The following is a 24,632-nucleotide window of genomic DNA, read 5'->3' as shown; positions in this document are numbered from 1 at the left end:
AAGGAGAGGGGCTTCAAACCATGATTCTAACGTTGCTCCTCCCTCTCCTAGAAGGAGAGAGAGGAGTGAGTGTGAGGTCTGTCCAACTCACGTTAAGTATTACGACATTTTTTGATGAGATGAGCGAAGTTTTGCAACACGAGTTACTGCACCTAAAGCGCCAAACATTAACAATCCTAAGACTGACAAGGGTTCAGGTACATTTCTGCTACTGACTGCCCTCAGTTGTAATGGAAAGTTAACAAAGGTTACATCATATTCGTTGAACTCAGCAAAGTCTGCTTGAACTGCGGGGTCTTCAGAAACCGACTGAATACTTCCACCAGCAGCAGCCAAATCGAGTAGAAAAGCATCAGCCAATCCTGACGCTAAGGGATCTAAACCAGCAACTTTGAACGCTGGACTTGGGTTGTCCCAAAAAACATTAAAATTATCGGTGACGCCTGGTGTAGGACCGTTGTCTACAGCAAAGTAAATGGGTGTATAACCTAAAGTAAGGAACTTAGTAGTTCCATAGGTTAAATATACCTCCACATCCTCTGGATTAGCTCGATAAATTCTTTCTTCAATAGGTGAATCCGGACTGGCAAACCAATCTTGACCGAGCTTATCTTCACCTAAATTCAACGCTTTTGTAAAATCTCGAGCGCTTTTTTGACCATAGCTATAGCCAATACTACTAAGCGGAATATTGTTACTGTTTAGGTAGTTAGAAAGATTAGGGAAGCCCTTGATGCTTTGTAAAGTTGCCGAGCGGGTAGCACCGTTTGGAATAGGACTGACATTGCGTCCCATTGTATAATAGCCTGCGCTACCTGGCAGTGCATTCAAGGCTGTGCTTTCATGACCTGCGTCAGGGGCATTAGGATCTAGATTATTTACAAGTGCATATCCCTCATTTTGAGAAATATCTCCAAAAAAGTCGAGTACGTAATTAGAGTCAATAGGTGTCAGCGGGAGATTTTTAATTTTGCTGTAGTCAAAAGTTGCCGCTTGGACATTTATGGGTGTCAAGACTGTGGCAGTAGCAGTCAGTCCTAGAAATAGAGAAAGACAAGACTTACGCATATTTTGAACAAATTCCTATGAATAACGTTGGGACTAGTTTGGCTTTGGCAACAGTGCTGTTAAAGTTGCTCGATAAATGAGTAGTGACTTTACTTAAATCCTAGTAGATAAAGTCAATCTCAATTTAAGAATTCTGCTTTTTATTCTGTTTTTTTAGATGAGAAATTGCACCCAAAGCCCCAAACATCAATAATGCTAATGCTGAAGAGGGTTCGGGTATTGGTACTGCTTTAAGAGATCCCACAAATCGAAGATTGAATATATTGAATCCGTTACCCCGAGCAAAATTACTATCGTCAACATTGTTATCTTCAATAAAGACTTGGACTCCACCACCTACAGTCGCAACATCTTGTAAAAAAGCGTTAGCTAATGCGTCCGCAAATGGATTTAGCCCAGTCACTTTCGTTGCCTTCACTGGATCTGTAAAACCAACGTCAATATCATCTGAAACTTGAGTTGTTGCACCGTAATCGAGTACTGAGTAAATCTTAGAATATCCAAAACTGACTAATTTATCTGTTCCATATGAGAGGAATAGTTCAACATCATCTGGATTAGCTGTATAAATTCTTTCTTCAATACGTGAAGTTGGACTGGCGAACCAATCTTGACCGAGCTTATCTTCACCTAAATTCCACGTAGTGGTAAAACTACGGTCACTTTTTTGTCCAAAACTAAAACCAAGATTACTTAGAGTGGCTCCGTTATTTGTCAGATAGTTGCTAAGAGTTGGGAAACCAGCAATTTCAGTGACACTTGATGTTCTGGTAGCATTGCTCGGAGGCTCTTCAGGGCTTCCTTGCCGACCTGTTGTGTAATAGGGAGCTCCATTGCCTGACGCATTTAAGCTGATATCTCTATGACCAAACTCTAGGGAATTAGGATCTATGCTGGAGAAAGCTGAATACCCCTGGTTCTCAGAAGGACGTCCATCTAAGGTTAGTGTATAAGCAGAGTCGATTGGTCGTGATGAGATATTTTGCAGTAGGTCAAAGTTAAAAGTTGCAGCTCGAGCAGATAGAGGAGCAGACACTGCGATAGTGACAGTTAATCCTAGAAATGTTGGCAGGTGGTATGTACGCATAAAGGTTTTAACAAGGCTAAAAGAAATACGATCGTTTTTTTCTGACTATATGTAAAAATTGCTGCTTCAGATATAAAGTTCTGTTGCAAAAATGAGCGTTCTCAGGGGTGTTACGACTCTAAAAATTTTGCGACAGAACATCTCACTTAAGCCGATTGACGCAACTTGCGTGCAGCGATCGCCGCACCAACCATTAAGATTGCTACCACACTGCTAGGTTCTGGAACCTTAGTCGTACTAACCTCTCTAAAAGCTCTTTGCCCTTGTGCATCAGCAAAATTTAAACCTGTAACTTGCCTGTCTGCCCCAGCCGCTACAAGAAAATCGTTAAACTCTTGAGATATGTTTAGCTTTAAGCCATCAAGCGTCCAAGTTTGGCTATTAAGATTGATATTTGGACTCCCTGATGATACTACATCGAAAAGACGTAAACCTGTAGTCACTGGATCTGTAGCAAAAAATCTAAAATCAGGAGTGAAGGTGGTGGAGAGACCTCCGATTGTGAATTGAGGAGGCAGCGCAAGCTTATTTGTATCTACATTGAATTTTATCGTGCCAGCAAACTCTTCCGATCCTCTTAGAGGAATGTATGCCTTTGTCACATCGTCGTAGCTAAAGGTAAAACTAGTACCTCGAATATTAGGATTGGAGCTAGGAGGAAGCAGGGCAAAGGCGTAAGTGTAACCCGGATCTGGTATCGCTGTACTCTCAACTGAATCTAAAGATAGACCTATAGACTCTAGTATATTGAGTGTCCCTGCATCGAGGTTGAGATTCTCTTTACCAGAGATTTCTTCATAGATTTTGGCTTCAGCCCGAACATTTAGAGGTGCATGCACTGCAACGGTAGCAGCCACCCCGAAAAGTACACAAAGGAAGCGATTACGCATAATTAAAGTTCTCACAAAATGATAGAAATCGTGTTCAAATCTTAGAGGATGTTTGGGTAACCCAAAACACAGTTGCAATATCCTTGAATTAACACAACCACAATAAATAGTCAATTTTGATATAGGTACTTGCGTTACCGCATGCATGCACGCACTTACTTCCGTTCCCTAATTGTCAATAATTATGTTATCAACAAAACCTCATCTTTCTCAGAAAGGTTTTCGGCAAAGTTGACTACATCATCAAAGTCAATAGGTTATTGCTGCATCCAACATATCTAACTATCAATAATACTATAAACTGTAGCAAATGTTGTATTGTCAAGGAAGTCATAAGCGCTTTTATATTCTTCAACCAATCAAAAAAGATTATTGTTGAATTTGTATATTTTATCGGGGAAAGGCAGGAGGCAGAGGGAGGAATAAGTATTGAAGGTGATAAGTAATACCCTCTGTTCCGCCTGCCTTCTTAAAATACGCCATCAGCTATGGGCTTCATTGTTTGCTGTTTTGTCATTAATTTTGTCATTAATTGGATCGTAAAGAGTGAAAATAGCATTAGCACCAGGCTAAATATGAAATTTCTATCCAAAATTTGCATAACTACGGAAGAGAGTATAGGTCCGACTGTACATCCAAAACTGTAAACGGCTGTAAACAAGGCGCTTCCAGAAGATAATTCATCTCTGGAAAGTTTTTCTCCAATCAGTGCTAATGCTAGTGGAAAAATAGGAGTCAAGCTAGCTCCAGCGATAAAGGTCAATATCTGGACAGCAACAAAGTTCTGGGTTAGTGAAAGCGACAAAATAGATAATATGACGATGCACACATTTATTAAAAGAATCTTGATTTTGCCAAATCTATCTGCAAAATGTGTTATGGGAATAATGGCAAGCAGTCCTCCAATGACGAAAACAGAAAAGGTATAGCCTATCTGATCCACATTGTAATTTTCTTGAAGAAGATACACCGGGTATAGAGAGACTAGAACTGCTTCAGCAAAACCAAAAGCAAATGCACCGAAAAGAGGAACTGACAGCTTTTTGAAAATTCCGGTACGTGATGACGGTTGAAAAACAACAACCGTTTCAGGTATACCTATCAAGACGACTAGTATGCCACTGAAAATTAAAAGACTACCCAAAGAAAAAGCAAGTGTTGGTGAAAATTTATAGAAGACCGAAGCGATCGCAGGACCAATGCCGAATCCTAAGCTAAAGGTAAGAGCATACAAACCATTAGCTATCGCCCGATTGCTTTCACGGCAAAAGTGGTTTAATCCTGTTTGTCCACTAACGAAGTACAAACTGCAAGCAATACCCATAACAGCACGTATAATAAACCACAATGATACTTCTGTGGTCATGGTAAACAGAGGAGCAGTCAAACCCATGAGTGCCAAGCCAAACATCATCGTTCGACGCAGCCCTATTCGGGGCAACATCTTTGCTACAACGGGGGTTCCCAAAGTAATGGCAAGATAGTACAATGTAGAATTTGCACCTATCAAAATTTCAGAAACTTTATGTTGAGACATGATTGTTGAAATAAAGGGACTAAAAAGCCCCATCGATAGACCAGACAGGAATCCGATGATGTATAAGGCTGGTAATCCAGTGGAAAATGGAGAATTTGAAACTAATTTGGGTGCATAACCACTTGCTTCAGGGAACAACTCATTCAATGGAATTGATAGCTCCTCTACTGCGGTTTGTGCGCCGTTTTTATCCTGGACTCTCGCTTCAACGCTTTTCTCGTATGTTGCTGTAACTGGCTTAGCCGATTGATGTGCTCTAGCAGAATCATGTGGTGTCCCTCGATTGAGAGGAACAACTGTAGCGTCGTCTTGTGGCGTTCCCCGATTGAAGGGAACAACTGTAGCCTCATCTTGTGACATCCCTCGATTGAAGGGAACAACTGTAGCATCGTCTTGTGGCGTCCCCTGATAGGGAAATCTAATCACCGTAGGTTCTTCACTGCCCTGAAACCCATGCTGAAACCGATCGCTAGGCGGCAGCAATAGTGGTTTCTTTTCTGAGGATTTCAGGGCGTTTTGCCCCTTTTTTGGTGCTGCTAGTTTTTCCTCGTAGTAGTTCTCCATGGGGAAAGCGAGAGACTCTAGCATGGCTTTCACCGCTTGCAGAAAACTATCTGGTCCGCAAATATAAACTGTACGTTCTTGAAAGTCTGGAGCAATCGTTTGCAGCATTGCTTCGGTAACTCTACCAGTCAAGCCCATCCAAACTTCACCAGGTTCTGGATGAGTCATGGTCATTGCCAGACGGAATTTGGGCATACGTGCTGCCATTAACTCTAATTCCCGCCGGAAGATGATATCACGGGGACTGCGGGCGCTATGGAAAAAGAGAAGATCGGACTCAGCTGAGAATGTATCGCTAACCCACCGCGTCATCGACATGATTGGGATGATACCGTTCCCAGATGAAATCATTAACAGTTTTTGCGACGGTTTATCACAACAGGTAAAGTCCCCCATCGCACCGCCAACTAATTTTACCGTACTGCCGATAGTGATGCGATCGTGCAACCAATTAGAAACCAGAGCCAGTTGTCTATTGCGGGAATCAGTAGCATGTCCGACGCGCTTGACAGTAATTTCCAAGCTGTGGGGTCTTGAAGGGGTAGAGGAGATGAAGTAAGAGCCTAAAACCGGGTCTCCATCAATGTCCAACTCTAGGGTAACAAACTGTCCGGGCTTATAAGTAAACGGCAGCGATGACTCAGCCGCAAAGGAAAATGTCTTGATGTCTGCAGTTTCATCAACCACCCCCACACATCGAACAAGCAACTCATCCTTTGTCCAATGGCGATCGCTACCTTGTCTCCTACCAAGGGAGGCGTCTCTTATCGAAGATGCTTCCACCGATTCAACAAGGATGACAAATCCCCCGATGCGGATGACATCATTCTTTGACAAGATGTAGCTCTGGTTAGCTTGAACGTCTTCGTTGTTGATTCGGGAACCAATCCGACTACACAGATCGGTAAAATAATAATCCCCATTTTGGTAGATAATTCTGCCGTGTATGCGACTTACCTCAGGGCTAACCAGAACTAAGTCACAGTTCAAGGCTCGCCCAATAGTACACTGACCTTTACTGGTTGTTTCTGGTGTTAGATCTATTGGATGGATCTCACCTGTTTGATAATTAAAAACTTTGATTTTTAGCATTTCCTAAATTTCCTTATTTAGGGACCTTGTTGACTCTGGTAAAACAAAAGAGAATGAATATATGCCTTGATAAACTTGGGTGAGTACTCCTGCTTAACTTGTTCTCAAAGCCACATCAACATCACTGGAATTAATTTGCATTCCAGAGTTCAGGTTATAAAAATTAAATCCTACTAAATACTGTGCTGCAATTTATGGACTTCTATTAATTCATCAAGTCCAAACTCAAAGATTACGGAATTATTTAAAAAATGCACTTTTATGGGAACTAGAACTCTTCTCAAAATGAATTGCCCTCATCCCCTAACCCCTTCTCCCCTGGGGAGAAGGGGAATAAGAGAGTAGTCCGTCACATCAACTTTGCTGGGTCATAAAATTCTCCGCGTCCCCGTGTCACCGCGTCTCCGCGTCTGTCTTCACCCGTCAATTTTGGCTTGACAGACTAGTAGGACGGTCTGGGGTTGGGAGTGAGGGCAGAATAGCAAGATTGTAAAATTGGGATGTTTCCTGTCCCCTCTCCCAAAGGGAGAGGGCTAGGGTGAGGGCAAATCTTACGGATTTAACCAGTTATTTCCACATACATCGCTGCAAGCATATCATCCATAAGCTTTAAGTACTGCTTACCCAGCTCATTGATAGTTTCGCTCAGATGAAAATTGCGAGAGTATTCGATTTCTAAGTGTAAGCTTCCATTGATGGTGAAAAAGAAAAACTCCAGCAAGGTTGTGCGTTTTTGTTCGGGAGGAGACAATCGGCGATCGCGATCTTCCGCCAAGAACTCAAACACCTCAGATACCGGGAGAGTGCGGTTCCCCAGGTAATTCGCCCGTATAGGTGTCAAATTAGCATCAGGATAGATATGGCTGGGCAAGCGATCGCATATCCAATCAAACGTATTACCATTCATTGGCAACCCATCAAATCCATCTTTAATATTCTTAATAATCTGTTCCCACTTTTCCTGATGTTCTACGTTGATTCCCACAGGAAAATTGACAGCATAATTACCGACGCTTTCCCAAAACAGATGATTTGCACCCAAATCTCTACCGTTGGTACGATGGCTAACCACGACCCAAGATTTGTCAGACCAATTTGCCATCAGCTGATACAGAGGAGCCAGTAAAAGAGTATACACATTACAACCATAGTGCTGTTTAGCTTTGCGTACCAGTGTATCAGTTTGTTCTTTAGTCAAGATAAATTTTTGACTGCAAGCGGAAGCCTCATCATTCGAGCCATTAAGATGGTCAAAAGGAACTACGAACGTGTATTCCCTAGAAGGAAACTGAGAATTCCAATAATCAACGTGGCTCGCCAAAGCACCACCTTTGTCTTGTTCCACAAGCAAACGCACGTAATCTGTGTAAGAAGGTGGAGAGGAGTTTTCAAAGCTGACATTTCCACCCGCCAACATCTGGTCATATGCGTACCAGAGTTCCTTAAATAATACACTGGTACTTAACATATCAGCAATGATATGGTGTGCAACAATTGCAATATCGTAGCAAGATTCACTCACCTTAACCACAATTGTTGACATCAAAGGCCACTCATTAATCTGGAGTTTTTGGCTGCTTTGTTGTATCATGGTGTGGATTTGTTCATCGCGCTGTTCGTCTGTAAGGTGACTGCGATCGTGAAAGCTAACCGTAAGTGGCTGAGGTTGACCGAGCACTCGCTGTTGCCATTGACCTTGGTGTGAGACAAACACAGTACGCAAGGCGGGATGGCGTATCACCATAAGGTTAAGAGCTTTGTTGAAAAGCTCCAGATTTAAGGGTTTGTGGTATAGAAACCGCGAGTACCCCGTCCACTGGTAAGGAGGCTGGAAGTATGATGTCAGCCAACGCTGACCAGGACCAAGGGGTAAATATTCATCAAATGAATCAGTTGCAGTGACAGCTTTTTCAGTTGTTGAACGGTTCTCAGGTAGTAAAGCCAGCAAAGCTTTGCGATCCAACTTACCATTATGATTCTTGGGCAAACTGGGGAGCCATTCCAATCGTTGAGGAATCATGTAATCTGGTAGTTGCTTGGAGAGATGTTCCTTAATTTGTCGGTTGTTAACCTTCTGTCCTGACATCCAAGCGACCAACCTTTTCTGTCCAGCTCCATAATCTACTGCTAAGACTGCTGCTTCACGTACTGATGGGTGAGTATTGAGAACGCTTTCGATTTCTCCCAATTCTACACGAAAACCACGTATCTTAACTTGATGATCGATACGCCCGTGGTATTCAAAACTACCATCTGGCAATTCTTTTGCCAAATCGCCAGTACGATAGAGATGTTCTCCAGGAATCTCAGAAAAGGGATTGGAGCGAAAAGCTGCTGATGTTCGTTCCACATCGTTAAGATAACCCTTAGCCAGTTGTATACCTCCTATCCAAAGTTCTCCTAACTCTCCTGGCGCAACTGGCTGCATTTGCTCATTTAGTATCTTGATGTAGACGTTATCAATCGCTTTACCGATAGGAATATTCTCATCAGGTCGCTGAGTGATAATATGAGCAGTCACGTCAATAGACGCCTCAGTCGGTCCGTACAAATTTGCTAACCCAGTCTCTGTACCATACTTATCAATCCAACGTTGTATAAAAGATAATGGTAAAGCTTCACCACTAAAGACTAACCAACGTAGGTGAGGAAATGACCAAGTTTCATCTTCCAAAGCACTGATAAACTCTCCAAACAGCGAAGGGACAAAGTGCATAATATTAATTTGGGTGTCCTCGATCCACTGTGCAAAATCCCAAGGATTGATGACTGTTTCCCTCTCTACAGGGCAAATTGTAGCTCCCTCCATCAGCGTCCAAAAGAGTTCCCAAACCGATATATCAAAACAGAAAGAAGTTTTCTGTGCTACTCGATCTCCGGGTTTTAACTGAAAGGTATTTTGCATCCACTCTAGGCGGTTCATATAGCCACGATGGTTAAGCATGACTCCTTTAGGGCGACCTGTAGACCCAGAAGTATACAGAACTGTCATCAAATCATCTGGAGAATTAGTATAATTTACATCCTTATCTGAGACAGCAGACCAAATATTTTTATCAACTAAGCTTAGTTCTTTTCTTGCTGGGAAAGTTTCTTCATTGTCCAAAAACATCAGGGTATGCAACAGCGACTTCTCATCCAAGCACTCTTCAAGTTTGGAAGTCACTTGGGACTCAGCAAGCAAAGTGTCAATTTTGGCATGGTCTAAAATATAGCGTATCCGTTCTGCTGGGTAAGAAGGATCGAGGGGAACATAAGCACCACCAGCTTTAAGGATACCTAAAATTCCTACTACCATGAGAGGACCGCGCTGGGTCATAATACCTACCAAGGTGTTTGGTCCTACACCTAAAGTCCGCAAATAATTCGCAACTTGATTGGAAAGGCGATGTAATTCGGCGTAAGTCAATTTGGTTTCTTTATGCAATACTGCTACAGCATCAGGTGTTTGCTGAATCTGTTCGACAATTTTTAGGTAAGGAATTTCCACAGTCTTGTTCATTTTCATTATTTTGGATTTTAGATTTTAGATTTTGGATTGAGTTTGTGTATCTTGTGGGACGGGCGTCTCGCCCGTTGGTAATATCGAGGTGAAGAAGGTTTTATCCACTACTCCTGTCTCGTCCGAAGATTACTTATTTGAATGAACCGCAAAGACGCAAAGGACACGAAGAAAGAGAAGAAGAAAATTGGTAATCTTGTACCGGGACGGGAGTACAATTGAGGCTGGCAAGTTTGTGTATCTTGTGGAACGGGCGAGACGCTCCTCCCCTACTCCCTACTCCCTACTCCCTGTTCAATACAGTTGCCATTTCCTGCAAACTTCTGCAACTGAACAAGGCTTGACGATCGACTTTTCCGTGCAATTTTTCCAGACGGGTAACGATACGTATGCGTTCTAGTGAATCCATACCTAAGTCCGCTTCTAAATCTTGATCCATCTCTTCAGAGGTAATTGGGTAGTGACAAATTTCCTCTGCTACCTGTCTAAGTAGAGACTCGATATTAGTATTAGTCTCTTTTTGGGACGCTGGAAGCGGTTGTGTTATTTCTTGGTGTTGAATTGTCAGTGAGGTTAATTCTTCTATCTGAGAAATGTATTCCTTCATTAAGCTGTCAATTACGGACAGGTTGAAGAATTTGCGATCGTAACTTGCAAACAGATGCAGGCTGTCGTCAAATATCTCTTGTAAGATATCTATCGTTCCTGCAGCGTTTATACCACCTGCTTGATAACTAGTTACCGCTATAGAACCGTATTGAGTGTCAATGTGGGTGTGTCCGGTGTAAGGGAAATAGAGATTGGATTTTAACGCACTCCGGAATACAGCTACACTATGGTCGGGTATTTTGCCGTCTTCTAACGCTATATTGTTTCGGAAAATTGTGCCAATCTGACGAGTTTGAGATCTGTCAAGTCCACTGGCTATTCCATTTTGAATTTCCTGATGAAGACGGTTTAACAGAGTTGACCAATCTTCGTTTGGTTGCGGCGGTGCGAAGCTGAGTGCGAGATTCTGTGCGAAACTGCTGACTATATGAGAAGCATCTACCCCTGGATAGATTCTACCACCAGTGGGGACTTGCACGATCGCAGGTTGAGAGGACTGCTGAAACTTCACAACTGCTCGCAGGAATGCTCCCATTAAGAGGGAATTGATAGGTAATCGCCATTCACGGGTTTGGGCAATTAGCTTAGCAGTGATTTCGCGTCCAAGACGGTATCTCTGGGTGTGAAATTCAGGATGCGTGTAATTAACAGTACCACCTTGTGGATTCCAGAAGTAAGAATCTTTACCCTGTTTGCTAGTATACTCTGTTAGTAAACGGTCTTCCTCTGGGTCATACCAAGCATTCATGGCTCCCACGACTTCGGAGTACTCTTGTAATGTGGTGGCTGGAAGCAGATTGGGTTCATCGTTGCTGATAAGTGCGCGGTAAATTTCCATAAATTCGCGCAGTATGATATGATTTCCCAACGCATCTGATATCAAATGTTCGTTACCTAGAAACAGTTGATAATCGTTATCTCCTAACTGGAGTACGGAAAATCGATGCAGTGGCCATTCAATCATTGACCATTGGTAATTCAGCCATCGCTGTAACTCTTCTTGTATTGCCTGTTCTTGAGCATCAGTGTCAAGATGTCTGAGATCGGTGACTGGGATTTCAGGGGGAATCGCTTCTTCGAGAACTTCCATCTGATAGTCTCTAAAGCGAGTTGCTCCTTCTGGTACGTGGAAGCGAGCGCGCAACATGGGATGGCGAGATATCAGGTGTTTCCAGCTTTGCCACGCAACGTCTGTATCAAAAGACCCTTGTAAACGCAAGGAAGAGAACAGACTGTTGGAACTAACAACCCAGTGTCCTACTAAGTGAAAATACTGACCATGTAGTATGGGGAGTGGGGAGTAGGGAGTAGGGAGTGGGGGTAAGACATTTTCGTTCGCTGGTTGTGGGTGCGATCGCTGCTCATGTGGGTCTAGATTGACAACTTTGGTTTCTTCTGTGCTGTTTGTATCTTTTTCACTAGAGGGTTGCCATTCTTCAAATCTTTGAATGACTTGCCTTACGGTTTGCGACTGCATCAGGTCACGTAAGGAAAAGTAATTGCTAAATGCTGTCTTTTGGTCGTCTGGAATAAGTTTTACTAAGTCGCTCATGAGTTGGGTCATCATGAGAGAATCTAGACCAAGGTCTCCCTCTAGGGACATATCCGGAGTCAGTTGGTCTTGTTTTCGTCCGCTTGTCTTAGCAATTATAGCAAAGATGCGGTCTTGAAAGTTTGTTTCTGGAATGCTTGTTGAGAAAGTCTCTTGGTTTTTGAGTTGTGTTTGCTCTTTTTTGGAAGGTACTTCGACGGCTTTGATGTCCAACCAATAACGTTGGCGTTGGAAAGGATAGGTAGGTAAAGACACTTTTGCACGTTGGTAATCCCGGTCAAAACCCGACCAGTTAACTTTCACGCCGTTGACGTATAACTGTCCCAAACTTTGGAGGAGCTGCTCCCAATCATCATGTTCTCGACGCAGTGAAGGTAACCATACCTCTGTTCCTTCTGGGAAACACTGTCGCCCGATGTCAATCAGTACTGGATTTGGTCCGATTTCCACAACAATATCGATCGCCTGTGCGTGTAGCGTTTGTATTCCATCAGCAAATCGCACGGTTTTGCGTACATGATTCCGCCAATAGCTGGCTTGACTCATTTCTGATGGGCGCACCAGTTGACCTGTGACATTGGAGATGAGGTCTATGTTAGGTTCGCTGTAGGTAACAGTTGCTGCTTGCTGCTCAAAAGCATCTAACATTGGTTCTATCAAGGGCGAGTGAAATGCGTGGGACACGTTCAAGCGCCGAGACCAAATTCCACAAGCTTGCAATTCCACAACGACTGCTCGTACACTCTCTCCTTCACCGGAAATCACTACGTTTTGCGGTCCATTGAGGGCTGCGATCGCAATTTTTCGTCCATAGGGAGAGACCGCAGCCCGTACAGTGGCTTCATCTGCAAACACTGCAGCCATTTCACCTCCTAGTGGTAGGGCTTGCATCAGACGAGATCGCTCTGCTATGAGTTTCAGACCATCTTCTAAACTGAACACTCCTGCACTGACACCCGCCACGTATTCACCGACACTATGACCCATGACCACATCTGGAGTAATTCCCCAAGAGCGCCATAATTCAAATAAAGCATATTCTAGGGCAAACAAAGCTGGTTGGGTGTAAGCAGTCTGGTTGATAGGAGAGTCCGAAGTTGCTGCTGGATAAAGTACAGACAACAGGGGTTGTTGTAAGTAGGGACGCAAGATAGTATCGCAGCGATCAAGTGCTTCACGGAAGGCGGGCGCTTGTTCGTAAAGTTGGCGTCCCATCCCTGCAAACTGGGAGCCTTGTCCGGTAAACAAAAATGCGATCCTGGGCTTATGGGTGTTTTTAAAGAACCCTGCGAACACGTTATCTGGGTTGAGCTTAACACTAAAGGCTGCGAGTTGTTCACACACCTGGGGTAAGTTTTTCGCAACCAGCGCCAATCGATGGTCAAAGACAGAACGACCCGTATTGGCTGTAAAGCAAACATCAGCGAGGTTGAGGTTGGGATTAGCTTTGATGGTTGTGTAAAAGTCGCTGACTAATTGCTGTAATGCTTCTTCACTTTTTGCTGAAAGGCTAAGCAAATGCAAGGGGCGCTCTTCCGAGCTGGAGTCACGTTTTCTCCCCATCTCCCTAAGAGGGGCTTCCTCAAGCACTAAGTGAGCGTTGGTTCCACTAACGCCAAACCCACTCACCCCTGCAATGCGGAGTCCATTTTCTGCTCTCCAAGACATTCTTTGAGTTGGAACTACCACTGGAAGTTCTGTCCATCGGATGTGAGGATTGGGATTGTTGAAGTGCAAATGGGGAGGTATTTCTTTATTTTGCAATGACAGCACGACTTTAATTAACCCAGCCACCCCAGCTGCTGATTCCAAGTGACCAATATTAGTCTTCGCCGAGCCAATAACTAAAGGTTGTTCCTTCGAGCGTCCTTGACCCAGTACAACTCCCAAAGACTCTACCTCAATTGGGTCTCCTAAAGATGTACCCGTACCATGAGCTTCAATGTAGCTTACTTGTGTTGGTTCTACCCCAGCGTTAGCCAAGGCTTTGCGAAGCAGTGCTTGTTGAGCGACTCCATTAGGAACTGTCAGACCACTACTAGGTCCATCTTGATTGACTGCTGAACCCCGAATCACAGCCAAAATGTTGTCTTCATCGGCGATCGCATCACTTAAACGCTTAAGAACCACAACCCCGCAACCCTCTCCGCGAGCAAAACCGTCAGCTGAATCATCAAAGGTTTTGCAGCGACCGTCAGGAGCTAGCATCCTGGCTCTACAAGTCGCAATGGTTGAAATTGGTGACAGAATGAGGTTAACCCCACCAGCAAGAGCTAAATTACACTCTTGATTGCGTAAACTTTGACAAGCAAGATGGATCGCTACCAATGACGACGAGCACGCTGTATCGACGATCATACTCGGACCCACAAGACCCAGGGTATATGACAAACGACCAGCCACAGCGTTCAAACAATTTCCTGTGGTACTGTAGGCGTCAATGTTGGTGCGATCGCCAGATTCTACCTGAAGTTGCAAATAATCATTAGTTGTAATCCCAACAAAAACCCCAGTCTGGCTGTTTCTGAGTCCTTCTGGAGCAGTCCCAGAGTGCTCGATCGCTTCCCAACTGACCTCTAACAGGAGTCGCTGTTGGGGGTCCATGCTAATAGCTTCCCGTGGAGTGATACCAAAAAATTGCGGTTCAAACTGGTCTACCTGGTCTATAAATCCAGCACTTCGGACATACATTTTCCCTGGTGTATCAGGATTCGGGTCATAAAATTCATTGATATCCCATCGGTCGGGAGGAACTTCTGTAATAGCATCAACTCCATCACGCAGCAGAGACCAGAAAGCTTGTAGGTTTTTTGCACCTGGGAATCGACAACCCATCCCAATAATTGCGATCGGTTCTGTCTTAGAATACTGCATTGCATCAAGCTTGGCTCGCATTTCTCGGAGTGCAACAAGTGCATTTTTTAAGCGGGATTGATAGTCGATAGTGTCTGAGGGATTGTTCATTTTCGGAATTTTCAAAAATTGTTAGTTAGTAGGTTGGGTTGAGGAACGAAACCCAACATTTCATTTTATAAATGACCTCTTAATTTCTCTTTTCTTCGTGTCCTTCGCGTCTTTGCGGTTCATTTAATTAAGTTTATTAACCGCAAAGACGCAAAGAGCGCAAAGAAAGAGAAGAAGAAAAATTAGCCATTAACCATTGACCAACTATTTAATTCTTCATCAAGCAATGATGCTAATTCGGAAGAAGAAAGTTGTTCTAGATCTGCTGACAATCGAGTTGCTTCCTGGCTATCTTTTGGCAAGTTAGAAACAGTTTCTACTGCTTGTTCTAGAGCTAGAACTTCAGTAGCTAAGTATTGAGCAAGAGTCTCTATATTGGGATAGTTAAAAGCCAATGTCGAACTTAAGGTCTGTCCCAAGCTAGTTTCGAGTCGTGTCTTCAATTCAACAGCCATTAACGAATCCATTCCTAGTTCGACAAATCCTTGTCTTATTTGTGGTAGTTGAGATTGTTCTAATCCCAGTACCTTAGCGACTGTTGTTTGAAGATGTGAAACTAGGAAACTATAACGTTTGTTTGCGGGAAGATCTTCTAACTGTTGTATGACTTCTGGGCGTTTTGCTTGAGGAGATTCAATTTTCTCCTGAGGCTGTTTGTTAATGAGTTCGAGTAGTGGTTTCTGTCCCTTAACTTCGTAAATCGGTTTAAAGACACTCCACTCAATTTGGGCTGCTGTTATTTGAGCAATGTTTGTACCCAAAACTTCTGCTAGTACTGCAATTCCATCTTCTGGTAGCCATGCTTCGACTCCCATGCGTTTTAATAATGTCTGGGTTTCAGCAGACGCCATCCCGCCACCAGTCCAAGGTCCCCAGTTGATGCTTAACGCTGGTAGTCCTAAAGCTAGGCGATGATGGGCGATCGCATCGAGGAAGTGATTACCTGCAGCGTAGTGGGCTTGTCCTCTAGACCCCCATACTGAGGCAATTGAGGAGAAGCAAACGAAAAAGTCTAGGTTCATCTCTTGGCTGAGATGATGCAGGAGCCATGTACCTACTACTTTAGATTTTAGTGTATATTGAAGTGTGCTAAAGTCAATATCTTGTAACACTTTGTAATCTGTAACTCCGGCTGCATGGACGATTCCTTTGAGGGGAATTTGAGGATCTCGCAACTGCTCAAAGACTGCTGTCATCTGCTCTGAGTTACTGACATCAGCTTGAGCTACGATAATCTTGGCTCCCATGTCTTCTAAGGATTGAATTGCCTTAACCCGTTCCCAAGTGTCAGTCTCATGTGGTATGGTAGACCATTGGTTGCGATCGGGAAGTCCTTTGCGCCCTAGCAATACCAGGTTTCGCGCACCTTGCTCTACCATCCACTGAGCAGTTTGAAGCCCTAAACTACCTAAGCCACCAGTAATTAGGTAAGTTGCATTCGCTTGCAAATGCAGAGGTTGTGGTTTAAGATTGCTGCTACGTACTAAACGAGGAACATAGCGTTGTTTGCCACGAATAGCTATTTGGTCTTCGTCATCTGGTTGCCAAATTTCTGCAAGTAAGGACTTAGCTTGTGATGTGGTTCCTTCTTTTCCTGAGGTATTGGGGTCTAAATCGACTAGCCCTCCCCAAATTTCTGAGTGTTCTAACGCAATGACCCGACCTAAACCCCACAAAGGTGCATTAGCGACTGCAAGGGGAACGGGTTTTGCTTCCACTGCTTGGGTTCCGCAGGTTGCTAACCACAATTTGGGTGAGATGGAATTGGTAAAATTGAGTAACGCTTGAACTAGATGCAGCACGCTACCACTGCCTAAGACTTGAGCAACTTCTAGGGAGGATGGTGTGATTTGGTGAGAACGTGTTTCTAAACTCCACAGATGCACGATTCCACGAAATGGCAGTCCATTGGTTGCGGTAAGTTCTTGGAATAGCCTTTGAAAGTCACTCAGGTTTTCAGGGTTGATTTTTCGATGTCCGTCTTCTAAAGTTTCGTAAGCTTCGCCTGGGTAAATCATCAAACATTTCTCGCCAAGCTCTTGCAGAAGTTCTGCTAATGCTTGTCCTACTCCTGTGCGATCGCTAAAGATCACCCACTTACCACGTTGCGTTGTTTGAATTTGCTGGGGTAAAGCTTTACGGTTTTGGGGTTGCCATTGAATTTGGTATAATGAATTACGACCTTTCGCTAAAGTCTGTTGCTGTCGATCTTGCTGGAGCAACTGTGTCAGTAGCTCGTGTCTTTCTGGCGATAGTTTGGTAATACGTTCGGACAGGCTTGCTAAACGCAGATTTTCCAGTAATGATACGACTTGCTCTGTAGGAAGTTGTTCAACGAGTTCTAACGTGCGAGTCAGTTCTTTTGTATCGTTAGATTGTAAAAAATTGTGAATGGATTGAGATTCTGGTTTTTCGAGAGATATGATAGAAGACTGTTGTTTAGGTGAATCCACTTTAACCCAGTACCGCTGACCTTGGAAGGGATAGGTTGGTAAGGAAACTTTTGCACGCTGGTAATCCCGGTCAAAGCCCGACCAGTCCACATTCAAGCCGTTTGCATACAAGGTTCCCAAACTTTGGAGAAGTTGTTGCCAATCATTCTGTCCTCGGCGTAAGGAAGGTAACCATACTTCAGATCCTTCTGGCAAACACTGTCGCCCCATCCCGCTCAAAACTGTATGCGGTCCGATTTCTACAAAGATGTCGATCGCCTGTGCTTGCAAAGTCTTCATTCCATCAGCAAATCGCACCGCTTCCCTCACGTGACGCCGCCAGTAACTGGCTTGACTCACTTCGACTCCGCGTACTAGTTGACCTGTGAGATTGGAAATCAAGTCGATCTTGGGTTCGCTATAGGTAACCGTTACTGCTTGCTTTTCAAAAGCATCTAACATTGGTTCCATCAAGGGTGAGTGAAACGCGTGGGATACGCTCAAGCGTCGGGACTCAATTCCTTTCGCTTGTAGTTCAGCGATCGCAGCTTGTACGCTCTCTCCTTCACCAGAAATAACGACGTTTTGCGGTCCATTGATGGCTGCGATGGCAACTTTTTGTCCGTAGGGAGAAATTGCCGTCCGCACAGTTGCTTCATCTGCAAGCACTGCAGCCATTTCGCCACCAGGTGGTAGAGCTTGCATCAGACGCGATCGCTCTGCTATGAGTTTTAGACCGTCTTCCAAACTGAATACCCCTGCAACGCAAGCTGCTACGTATTCACCAACGCTGTGACCCATAACGACATTTGGAGTAATACCCCAAGAGCGCCATAATTCATACAAAGCATATTCTAGGGCAAACAGAGCAGGTTGGGTGTAAGCAGTCTGGTCAATGGGGGAGTTAGATCCGTCCTTTGGATAGAGTACAGACAATAAGGGTTGTTGTAAATAAGGACGCAGGATCGCATCGCAGCGATCGAGGGCTTGGCGGAAAGTAGGCGCTTGTTCGTAAAGCTGGCGTCCCATCCCTACGTACTGAGAACCTTGTCCGGTAAACAAGAATGCTACTTTTGGTCTACGAGTTTCTTGAGGTAACCCTGCAAATACCCCGGATGCTTCTTTCCCAGCGCTAAAGTCTGTAAGTTGCTCGCATGCCTGAATTGTATTTTCAGCTACCAGTGCCAGTTTGTGGTCAAAGACAGAGCGACCAGTGTTAGAAGTAAAGCAGACATCAGCAAAGTTAAGGTTAGGATTAGCTTTAAATGCTGCGGAAAAACGGTTTGCAAGCTGCTTTAATGCTTCTTCACTTTTCGCCGAAAGGCTGAGTAGATGCAAGGAACGCTCTTCCGAGATGGAGTCATCTTTTCTCCCCATCTCCCTAGAGGGAGCTTCCTCAACAACTATGTGAGCATTGGTTCCACTAAAGCCAAAGGAACTAAGTCCCGCAATCCGCTTACCATTAATAGGAGTCCAAGGGGTAAGTTCTGTAGTAATTTTGATAGGAAGTTCTCCCCAAGGAATATGAGGATTCGGATTTTTCAAGTGCAGATGGGGAGGTATTTCTTTATGTTGCAGTGCTAGCACCAGCTTAATTAAACCCGCAACCCCAGCTGCGGCTTCCAAATGTCCCATGTTGGTCTTCACCGAACCAACCTGTAGGGGTTGGTCTTGCGATCGCCCCTTTCCCAGAACTGCTCCTAAAGCTCGTAATTCAATCGGGTCTCCCAGAGATGTCCCCGTACCGTGGGCTTCCACATAGCTCACCTGTCCTGGCTCTACTCCTGCATTAGCAAGAGCCGAGCGGATAACAGCTTGCTGGGCTGGACCATTGGGAACTGTAAGACCCCCACTGCGACCGTCCTGATTGACAGCCGAACCCCGAATCAGAGCTAAAATGTTGTCACCGTCAGCAATTGCATCACTAAGACGCTTGAGAACCAAGATACCACATCCCTCTCCCCGTGCGTAGCCATCAGCAGAAGCATCAAAGGTTTTGCAGTGACCATCAGGGGCTAGCATCTTAGCCCGACACTCATTAATCATCACCGTTGGTGTTATAATCAGGTTCACACCAGCAGCGAGAGCCAAATTGCACTCTTTGCTGCGTAAGCTTTGACAAGCAGTGTGGACAGAAACTAAAGAAGACGAGCAAGCTGTATCGATCGCCATACTTGGTCCCTGTAGACCCAAGTTATAAGACAATCGACCAGAAGTCACGCTAAAAGCATTACCCGTAGCAGTATGAGCATCAACGCGATTTGGAGTGCTCGCCAACTGAAAATAATCCAAATTCATAATTCCAACAAAAACACCAGTTTGGCTACCCAGTATCTTGTCAGGTGCGATACCTGCATTTTCAAGGGCTTCCCAGCTAACTTCTAACAGCAACCGTTGCTGGGGGTCCATATTGACAGCTTCCCGAGGGGAAATTCCAAAAAACTGAGGATCGAACTGGTCTACACGATCTAGAAACCCAGCTTTCCGGACATACATTTTCTCAGGAGCATCCGGATTGGGGTCATAGTAGGTATTAATGTCCCATCTATCTGATGGAACTTCTGTCATTGCATCCACCCCGTTACGCAGCATTTGCCAATATGCTTCTGGATCGTTTGCTCCTGGGAATCGACAGCTCATTCCAATAATAGCGATCGGCTCTGTCTTAGCTTGCTCATTTGCTTCGAGCTTGGCTTGCATTTCTTTTAATGCTAAAAGCGCACGTTTCGTAGGAGATAAAGTCATATTTAATTCCTGATATTACAATTTAACCGAAGAAAGCATAAAGTAGGTTGGGTTGAGGAACGAAACCCAACATTTACAAGCATTTGTTAAGGTAGGTAGGTTGGGTTGAGGAACGAAACCCAACATTTACAAGCATTTGTTAAGTTTCTCCAGGGCGATCGCAACCCACAAAAATTCGAGAGCCCTTGTAGTATTGGGATAGGTAGTGTTGCGATAAATAAAAAAACCGCAGAGGCGCAGAGGGCGCAGAGGAAGAGGAGAAGAATTTCAAAGATTCCTTAACCTTTCTCTTTCTTCGCTCTCCTTGCGTCTTTGCGGTTCAATTAAATAAGTAGTCTTCAGGAAAGAAAGCTCTTAAAACTTAATACTTTCCAGCTCCTTGAGCAGTAAAGCCTCTGCATCTTCCTCTGAAAGCTGTTCAATTTCCGCTACACTCATAGCTTGCTGATGATTCTTCTCCAAAACAACTTGTAAATCCTCCTCATGAGATTCCTCAGAAAACATCTCACCAGCAAGATACGTAGCAAGAGCATTAAGAGTCGGATAATCAAAAATTAAAGTAGAAGAAAGAGCGTGACCCAAAGAAGCTTGAAGACGATTCCTTAACTCCATAGAAGTCAGAGAATCCATACCAAGGTCAAAGAAACCTTGATGAGCCTCTATGCGATGGGATGAAGTCAAACCTAAAACCTTAGTCACTTGGTCTTGAATGTGAGCAAGTAAAAGCTCTTGGCGATCGCGAGCGAGAACTTGCTTTAATTTCAGCAAAAACTCAAGTTTTGGGACTGTAAGTTGCTCGGTATTTACCTGTACTAGCCCGCGAGTGAACTCGGTGAGAAGTGGTGGAGCAGTATCAAGTGTAAATTGTTGCATGAACTGCATCCAGTTAACAGGTATCACCCCAACTTGAGTAGAAGATTCTTGGAGTAACTGCTCCAGCACTTGTAATCCTTGCGTTGGTGCAATCGTCTCCATCCCCATTGCAGCTAAACGGTTTTGATTTATACCATCTAAGCCAGCCGCCATCCCCATATTTGCCCAAAAGCTCCAATTAATACTCAACCCTGGTAGCCCCTGCGCTCGGCGATAATGAGCAAGTGCATCCAAAAAGGCATTGGCTGCTGCATAATTTCCTTGTCCTGGTGAGCCGAGCAATGAGGCGACTGACGAGAACATCACAAAGTAGTCTAAAGACAAGTTTTGTGTCAGAAGGTGTAGGTTCCAAGCGCCTTCAACCTTCGGAGCCATCACCTTGTTGAAGCGTTCCCACTCTTGTTGGAGCAGCACACCATCATCAAGGATACCAGCTGCGTGAATAACTCCTCGCAGTACTGGCATTGATTCACTGATTTCTCCAAGGATTCTCGCAACATCTTTCTGTTGAGAGACATCTCCCTTTGCAACCAAAACTTTGACACCCGAACGTTCTAACTCTTTCAAAACCTCGCGGGTAGTTTCTGAAGCACCACTGCGTCCTACCAGTACTAAGTACCGTGCGCCTTGCTGTACCATCCACCCAGCTAGTTGAAGTCCGAGACTACCTAAACCACCAGTAATGAGGTAAGTAGCGTCTTTACGCAAAGACAATGGTTCTGCTGCTTTCTTGGTATGGCTACTTGGAACGAGACGGGCGACATAACGCTGCTCGCCTCGAAAAACTATATGGTCTTCTTTATTGGGCTGTGAAATTTCTGCAAACAGCAACGAAGCTGCGCCTTCAGAGGTACCAGTTTCCAAATCTACCATTCCTCCCCAAATCTCAGGGTGTTCTAGGGAGATAACGCGACCAAGTCCCCACAGGGTAGAGTGAGCTACTCCCTCTGAAGTTGTTTGCGATTCGACTGGTTGAGTCCCTCTTGTGACTAACCAAAGCCGAGGAGACACTGATTCATCAACTTTGGCTAGCTCCTGTACTAGATGCAGTACGCTTTGAGAGCCTAAGGTTTGAGCAACTTTGAGAGAATCTACTGTCATCGCTTCTTCTGAAGAACTATCCAACCCCCATAAGTGAGCTACTCCACGTAACGGGGTTTTATTTATCTTCAAGACCTCGTTGAACAGTTTCTGAAAATCTTGTGTAGATTCTGGATTTATTTTGTAATGTCCTTCTTCTGAAACCTCATAGGCTTCACCGGGAAAGACCATGAAACAATTGTCGCCTTGGTTCTTCAGGAGTTTTGCGACCTCTGCTGCTATCCCTTCTCTGTCAGCAAATAGCAACCAGCTACCTGAATTTACTTGGTGCTGCAAGTTGGTCTCACGCGCTTGCGATCGCCATTCTACTTCGTAAAGCCAATGATTCAGGTTTTGGTTCTTTTGAGCAAATTGCAAAAGCATCTCGCGTTTTGCACGCTTGACGTGGAAACCCTCAATCTCTGCTACAATTTTTCCCGCATCATCAAACAACCGCAAATCGCCTGTGAGAGCTTCTTGGTTTAAGTTATCTTTGCGTCGTATCTGACCGTGAATCCACAATTGAGTATCAGCGCGACGATAGAGCCGCAAATTGTCCAAACCTACAGGTAGATAAGTATCGTCTTCGCTTTCACTAGCCAAAGCTGCAAACAAAAGCTGGAAACCAGAATCCATTAACACTGGGTGCAGATGATAGGCTGTTGCTTCTGATACTAGTGCTTCAGGAAGTCGAATTCGCCCCAGAACCTCTCCATCATACCGCCAGAGTTGTTCAATTCCCTGAAAGCTCGATCCATACTCCAGTCCTCGCTCTTGCAACTGTTGATAGTAGGTTATAATTGATACCTGTTCTTGAATACGTGCTTGGAGGTCTTTTAAAGAAACGGATGTTTGCACTGGATTTGATTGCCCAACATTGACTTTTCCCGCAGTATGCTGTACCCAATTATTGGCATCATCTGCGCGATCGCCTTCAACGCTCACTATCCGGAAAGAAGTTTGCCCATCACCTAAGGGTGTTAGGATTAACTGTACAACGCGACTGCTATTTTCTGGCAAGATGAGTGGTTCTTGAATGGATACCGCTTGCAAGCAACACGGTTCTAATCCAACCGCAGCTGCTCCAGCTAAAGCTATTTCTAAATAGCCCGCTCCTGGAAGAACTACCATACCATAAATTTGATGACCGACCAGGAAAGGTTGCAAATCGACGCTCAACTCAGACTCGAATAAAGTTTCCTTGAGTGGCGATCGCAGGCGTTGACCGAGTAAGGGATGTAACGATGTATCCCTAGTTGGCAAAACTGGCTTCTGATGTTTCCGTTCAAACCAATATCTTTGACGTTGCCAAGGGTAGGAAGGTAAGCTAACAACTGAGTTGGCAGATGGATACAGCAACTGCCAGTTTACTGGATATCCCTGAGTGTAAATGTTTCCTAAAGAACTGAGTAATGTAGTGCGTTCCGGCTGACCGCGCCGCAGAGAGGGCAAAACTGTACCTTCTTTATTAAGATGATTGAGGCACTGGGAAATATAACCTGAAAGCACTGGGTGCGGGCTAACTTCTATAAAGATGGTTTGACCTGCGTTTGCCAATTCCTCAATTGCGTCTGCAAAACGGACGGATTGCTCTAAATTTCGACCCCAGTAAGTCGCATCTAAATCTACACTGTGACTCATCTGACCCGTGACAGTAGAGAAGAAAGGAATCGTTCCTGAGTGTGGCTGAAGTTGGTGCAGATGTTGTACCAGTTCTACAGCAAAGTGAGCCATCTGCGGGCTGTGAAATGCATAATTTACAGGTAGCAGTTTGCAGAAAACTTCTGGTTGTTCTTGCTGGAGTAACTTGAGGACTGATTCTACAGCGAATGGTTCTCCTGAGATTACTGTAGAAGTGGGACTGTTTATCGCTGCGATCGTGAGACGGTCTTCATATCCAGACAACAAACGCTCTGTCTCTTTTGCCGACAGTTCAATCGCAGCCATCTTACCATGACCAGTTGCTTGTTGCATCAAGCGTCCCCGGTGACAAATCAAGTACACCGCCTCTTCTAAAGTCAGAGCACCAGAGATGCGAGCTGCTGCTACTTCTCCCAAACTGTGACCCACAACCGCATCTGGGTCAATACCCCAAGAACGCCACACTTGAGCAAGTGCTACTTGTAGTGCAAAAATAGCTGGTTGAGCAAACTCTGTTTCTTGCAAGCGAGATTGGGAAGCATCGTCCTTGGTCAATTCTTCCAACACAGACCAACCCGTATGAGATTTGATGAGTTCATCGCACTGCTCCATAGCCGAGCGAAACACGGGTTCCTGTTCTAGTAACTCCCGTCCCATAGCCCACCACTGAGGACCTTGACCGGAAAAAACGAAAGCTACCTTTGGGCGACGACGGCGATTTTTGCGACCAAAAGATACGTTAACATCTGCATTGCCTTGTACAAAGTTTTGTAAACTTTCCTTGACTTGTGCCGGAGAGTTAACAACAACCGCTAAACGGTGTTCGTGGTGAGTGCGCCGAACACTAGCTGTGTAACAAATATCTTGCAATGCAGCAACATCAAATTCTTGAGAACCCAAAAAGTTCTGATAGGCTTGCGCTAGAGATTTGACAGCTTCCGGGCTATGGGCGGATAGGGGGAGTAGGAGGGGGAGAGTGGGAGAGAGGGGGAGGGG

The 24,632-nt window shown here is 44.6% G+C and carries 8 protein-coding genes; all 8 read right to left on the bottom strand.

Annotation, left to right across the window (positions count from 1 at the left end; all coding sequences use genetic code 11):
• Window positions 1-99: 99 nt before the first annotated feature.
• Window positions 100-1,068: a hypothetical protein gene (locus WA1_RS26460; RefSeq protein ID WP_017746864.1), complete on the bottom strand. Its 969-nt coding sequence runs from the start codon at window positions 1,066-1,068 to the stop codon at window positions 100-102.
• Window positions 1,069-1,192: 124 nt separating this feature from the next.
• Window positions 1,193-2,155, bottom strand: a complete 963-nt coding sequence (locus WA1_RS26455) for a PEP-CTERM sorting domain-containing protein (RefSeq protein WP_017746865.1) — start codon at window positions 2,153-2,155, stop codon at window positions 1,193-1,195.
• Between the two features lie 146 nt (window positions 2,156-2,301).
• Window positions 2,302-3,045 (bottom strand): PEP-CTERM sorting domain-containing protein, encoded by a 744-nt coding sequence (locus WA1_RS26450; RefSeq protein ID WP_017746866.1) that lies wholly within the window; start codon window positions 3,043-3,045, stop codon window positions 2,302-2,304.
• Between the two features lie 469 nt (window positions 3,046-3,514).
• Window positions 3,515-6,238 (bottom strand): MFS transporter, encoded by a 2,724-nt coding sequence (locus tag WA1_RS53285; RefSeq protein WP_017746867.1) that lies wholly within the window; start codon window positions 6,236-6,238, stop codon window positions 3,515-3,517.
• Window positions 6,239-6,797: 559 nt separating this feature from the next.
• Window positions 6,798-9,740, bottom strand: a complete 2,943-nt coding sequence (locus tag WA1_RS26440; RefSeq protein ID WP_017746868.1) for an amino acid adenylation domain-containing protein — start codon at window positions 9,738-9,740, stop codon at window positions 6,798-6,800.
• 283 nt (window positions 9,741-10,023) lie between these two features.
• Window positions 10,024-14,865 carry a type I polyketide synthase gene (locus tag WA1_RS26435; protein ID WP_017746869.1) on the bottom strand — a complete coding sequence of 1,614 codons (4,842 nt, stop codon included), beginning with the start codon at window positions 14,863-14,865 and terminating at the stop codon, window positions 10,024-10,026.
• A 182-nt stretch (window positions 14,866-15,047) separates the two neighbouring features.
• The gene (locus tag WA1_RS26430) at window positions 15,048-20,042 is read right to left on the bottom strand and encodes a type I polyketide synthase (protein ID WP_017746870.1); all 4,995 of its coding nucleotides are present in this window, start codon (window positions 20,040-20,042) and stop codon (window positions 15,048-15,050) included.
• Window positions 20,043-20,396: 354 nt separating this feature from the next.
• A partial coding sequence (locus WA1_RS60285) for a type I polyketide synthase (protein WP_272819234.1) occupies window positions 20,397-24,632 on the bottom strand: 4,236 nt, incomplete at its 5' end.

The sequence above is a fragment of the Scytonema hofmannii PCC 7110 genome (assembly GCF_000346485.2).
In the GTDB taxonomy this organism is placed as follows: domain Bacteria; phylum Cyanobacteriota; class Cyanobacteriia; order Cyanobacteriales; family Nostocaceae; genus Scytonema; species Scytonema hofmannii.
This window is presented reverse-complemented; position numbering and strand designations above follow the sequence as displayed.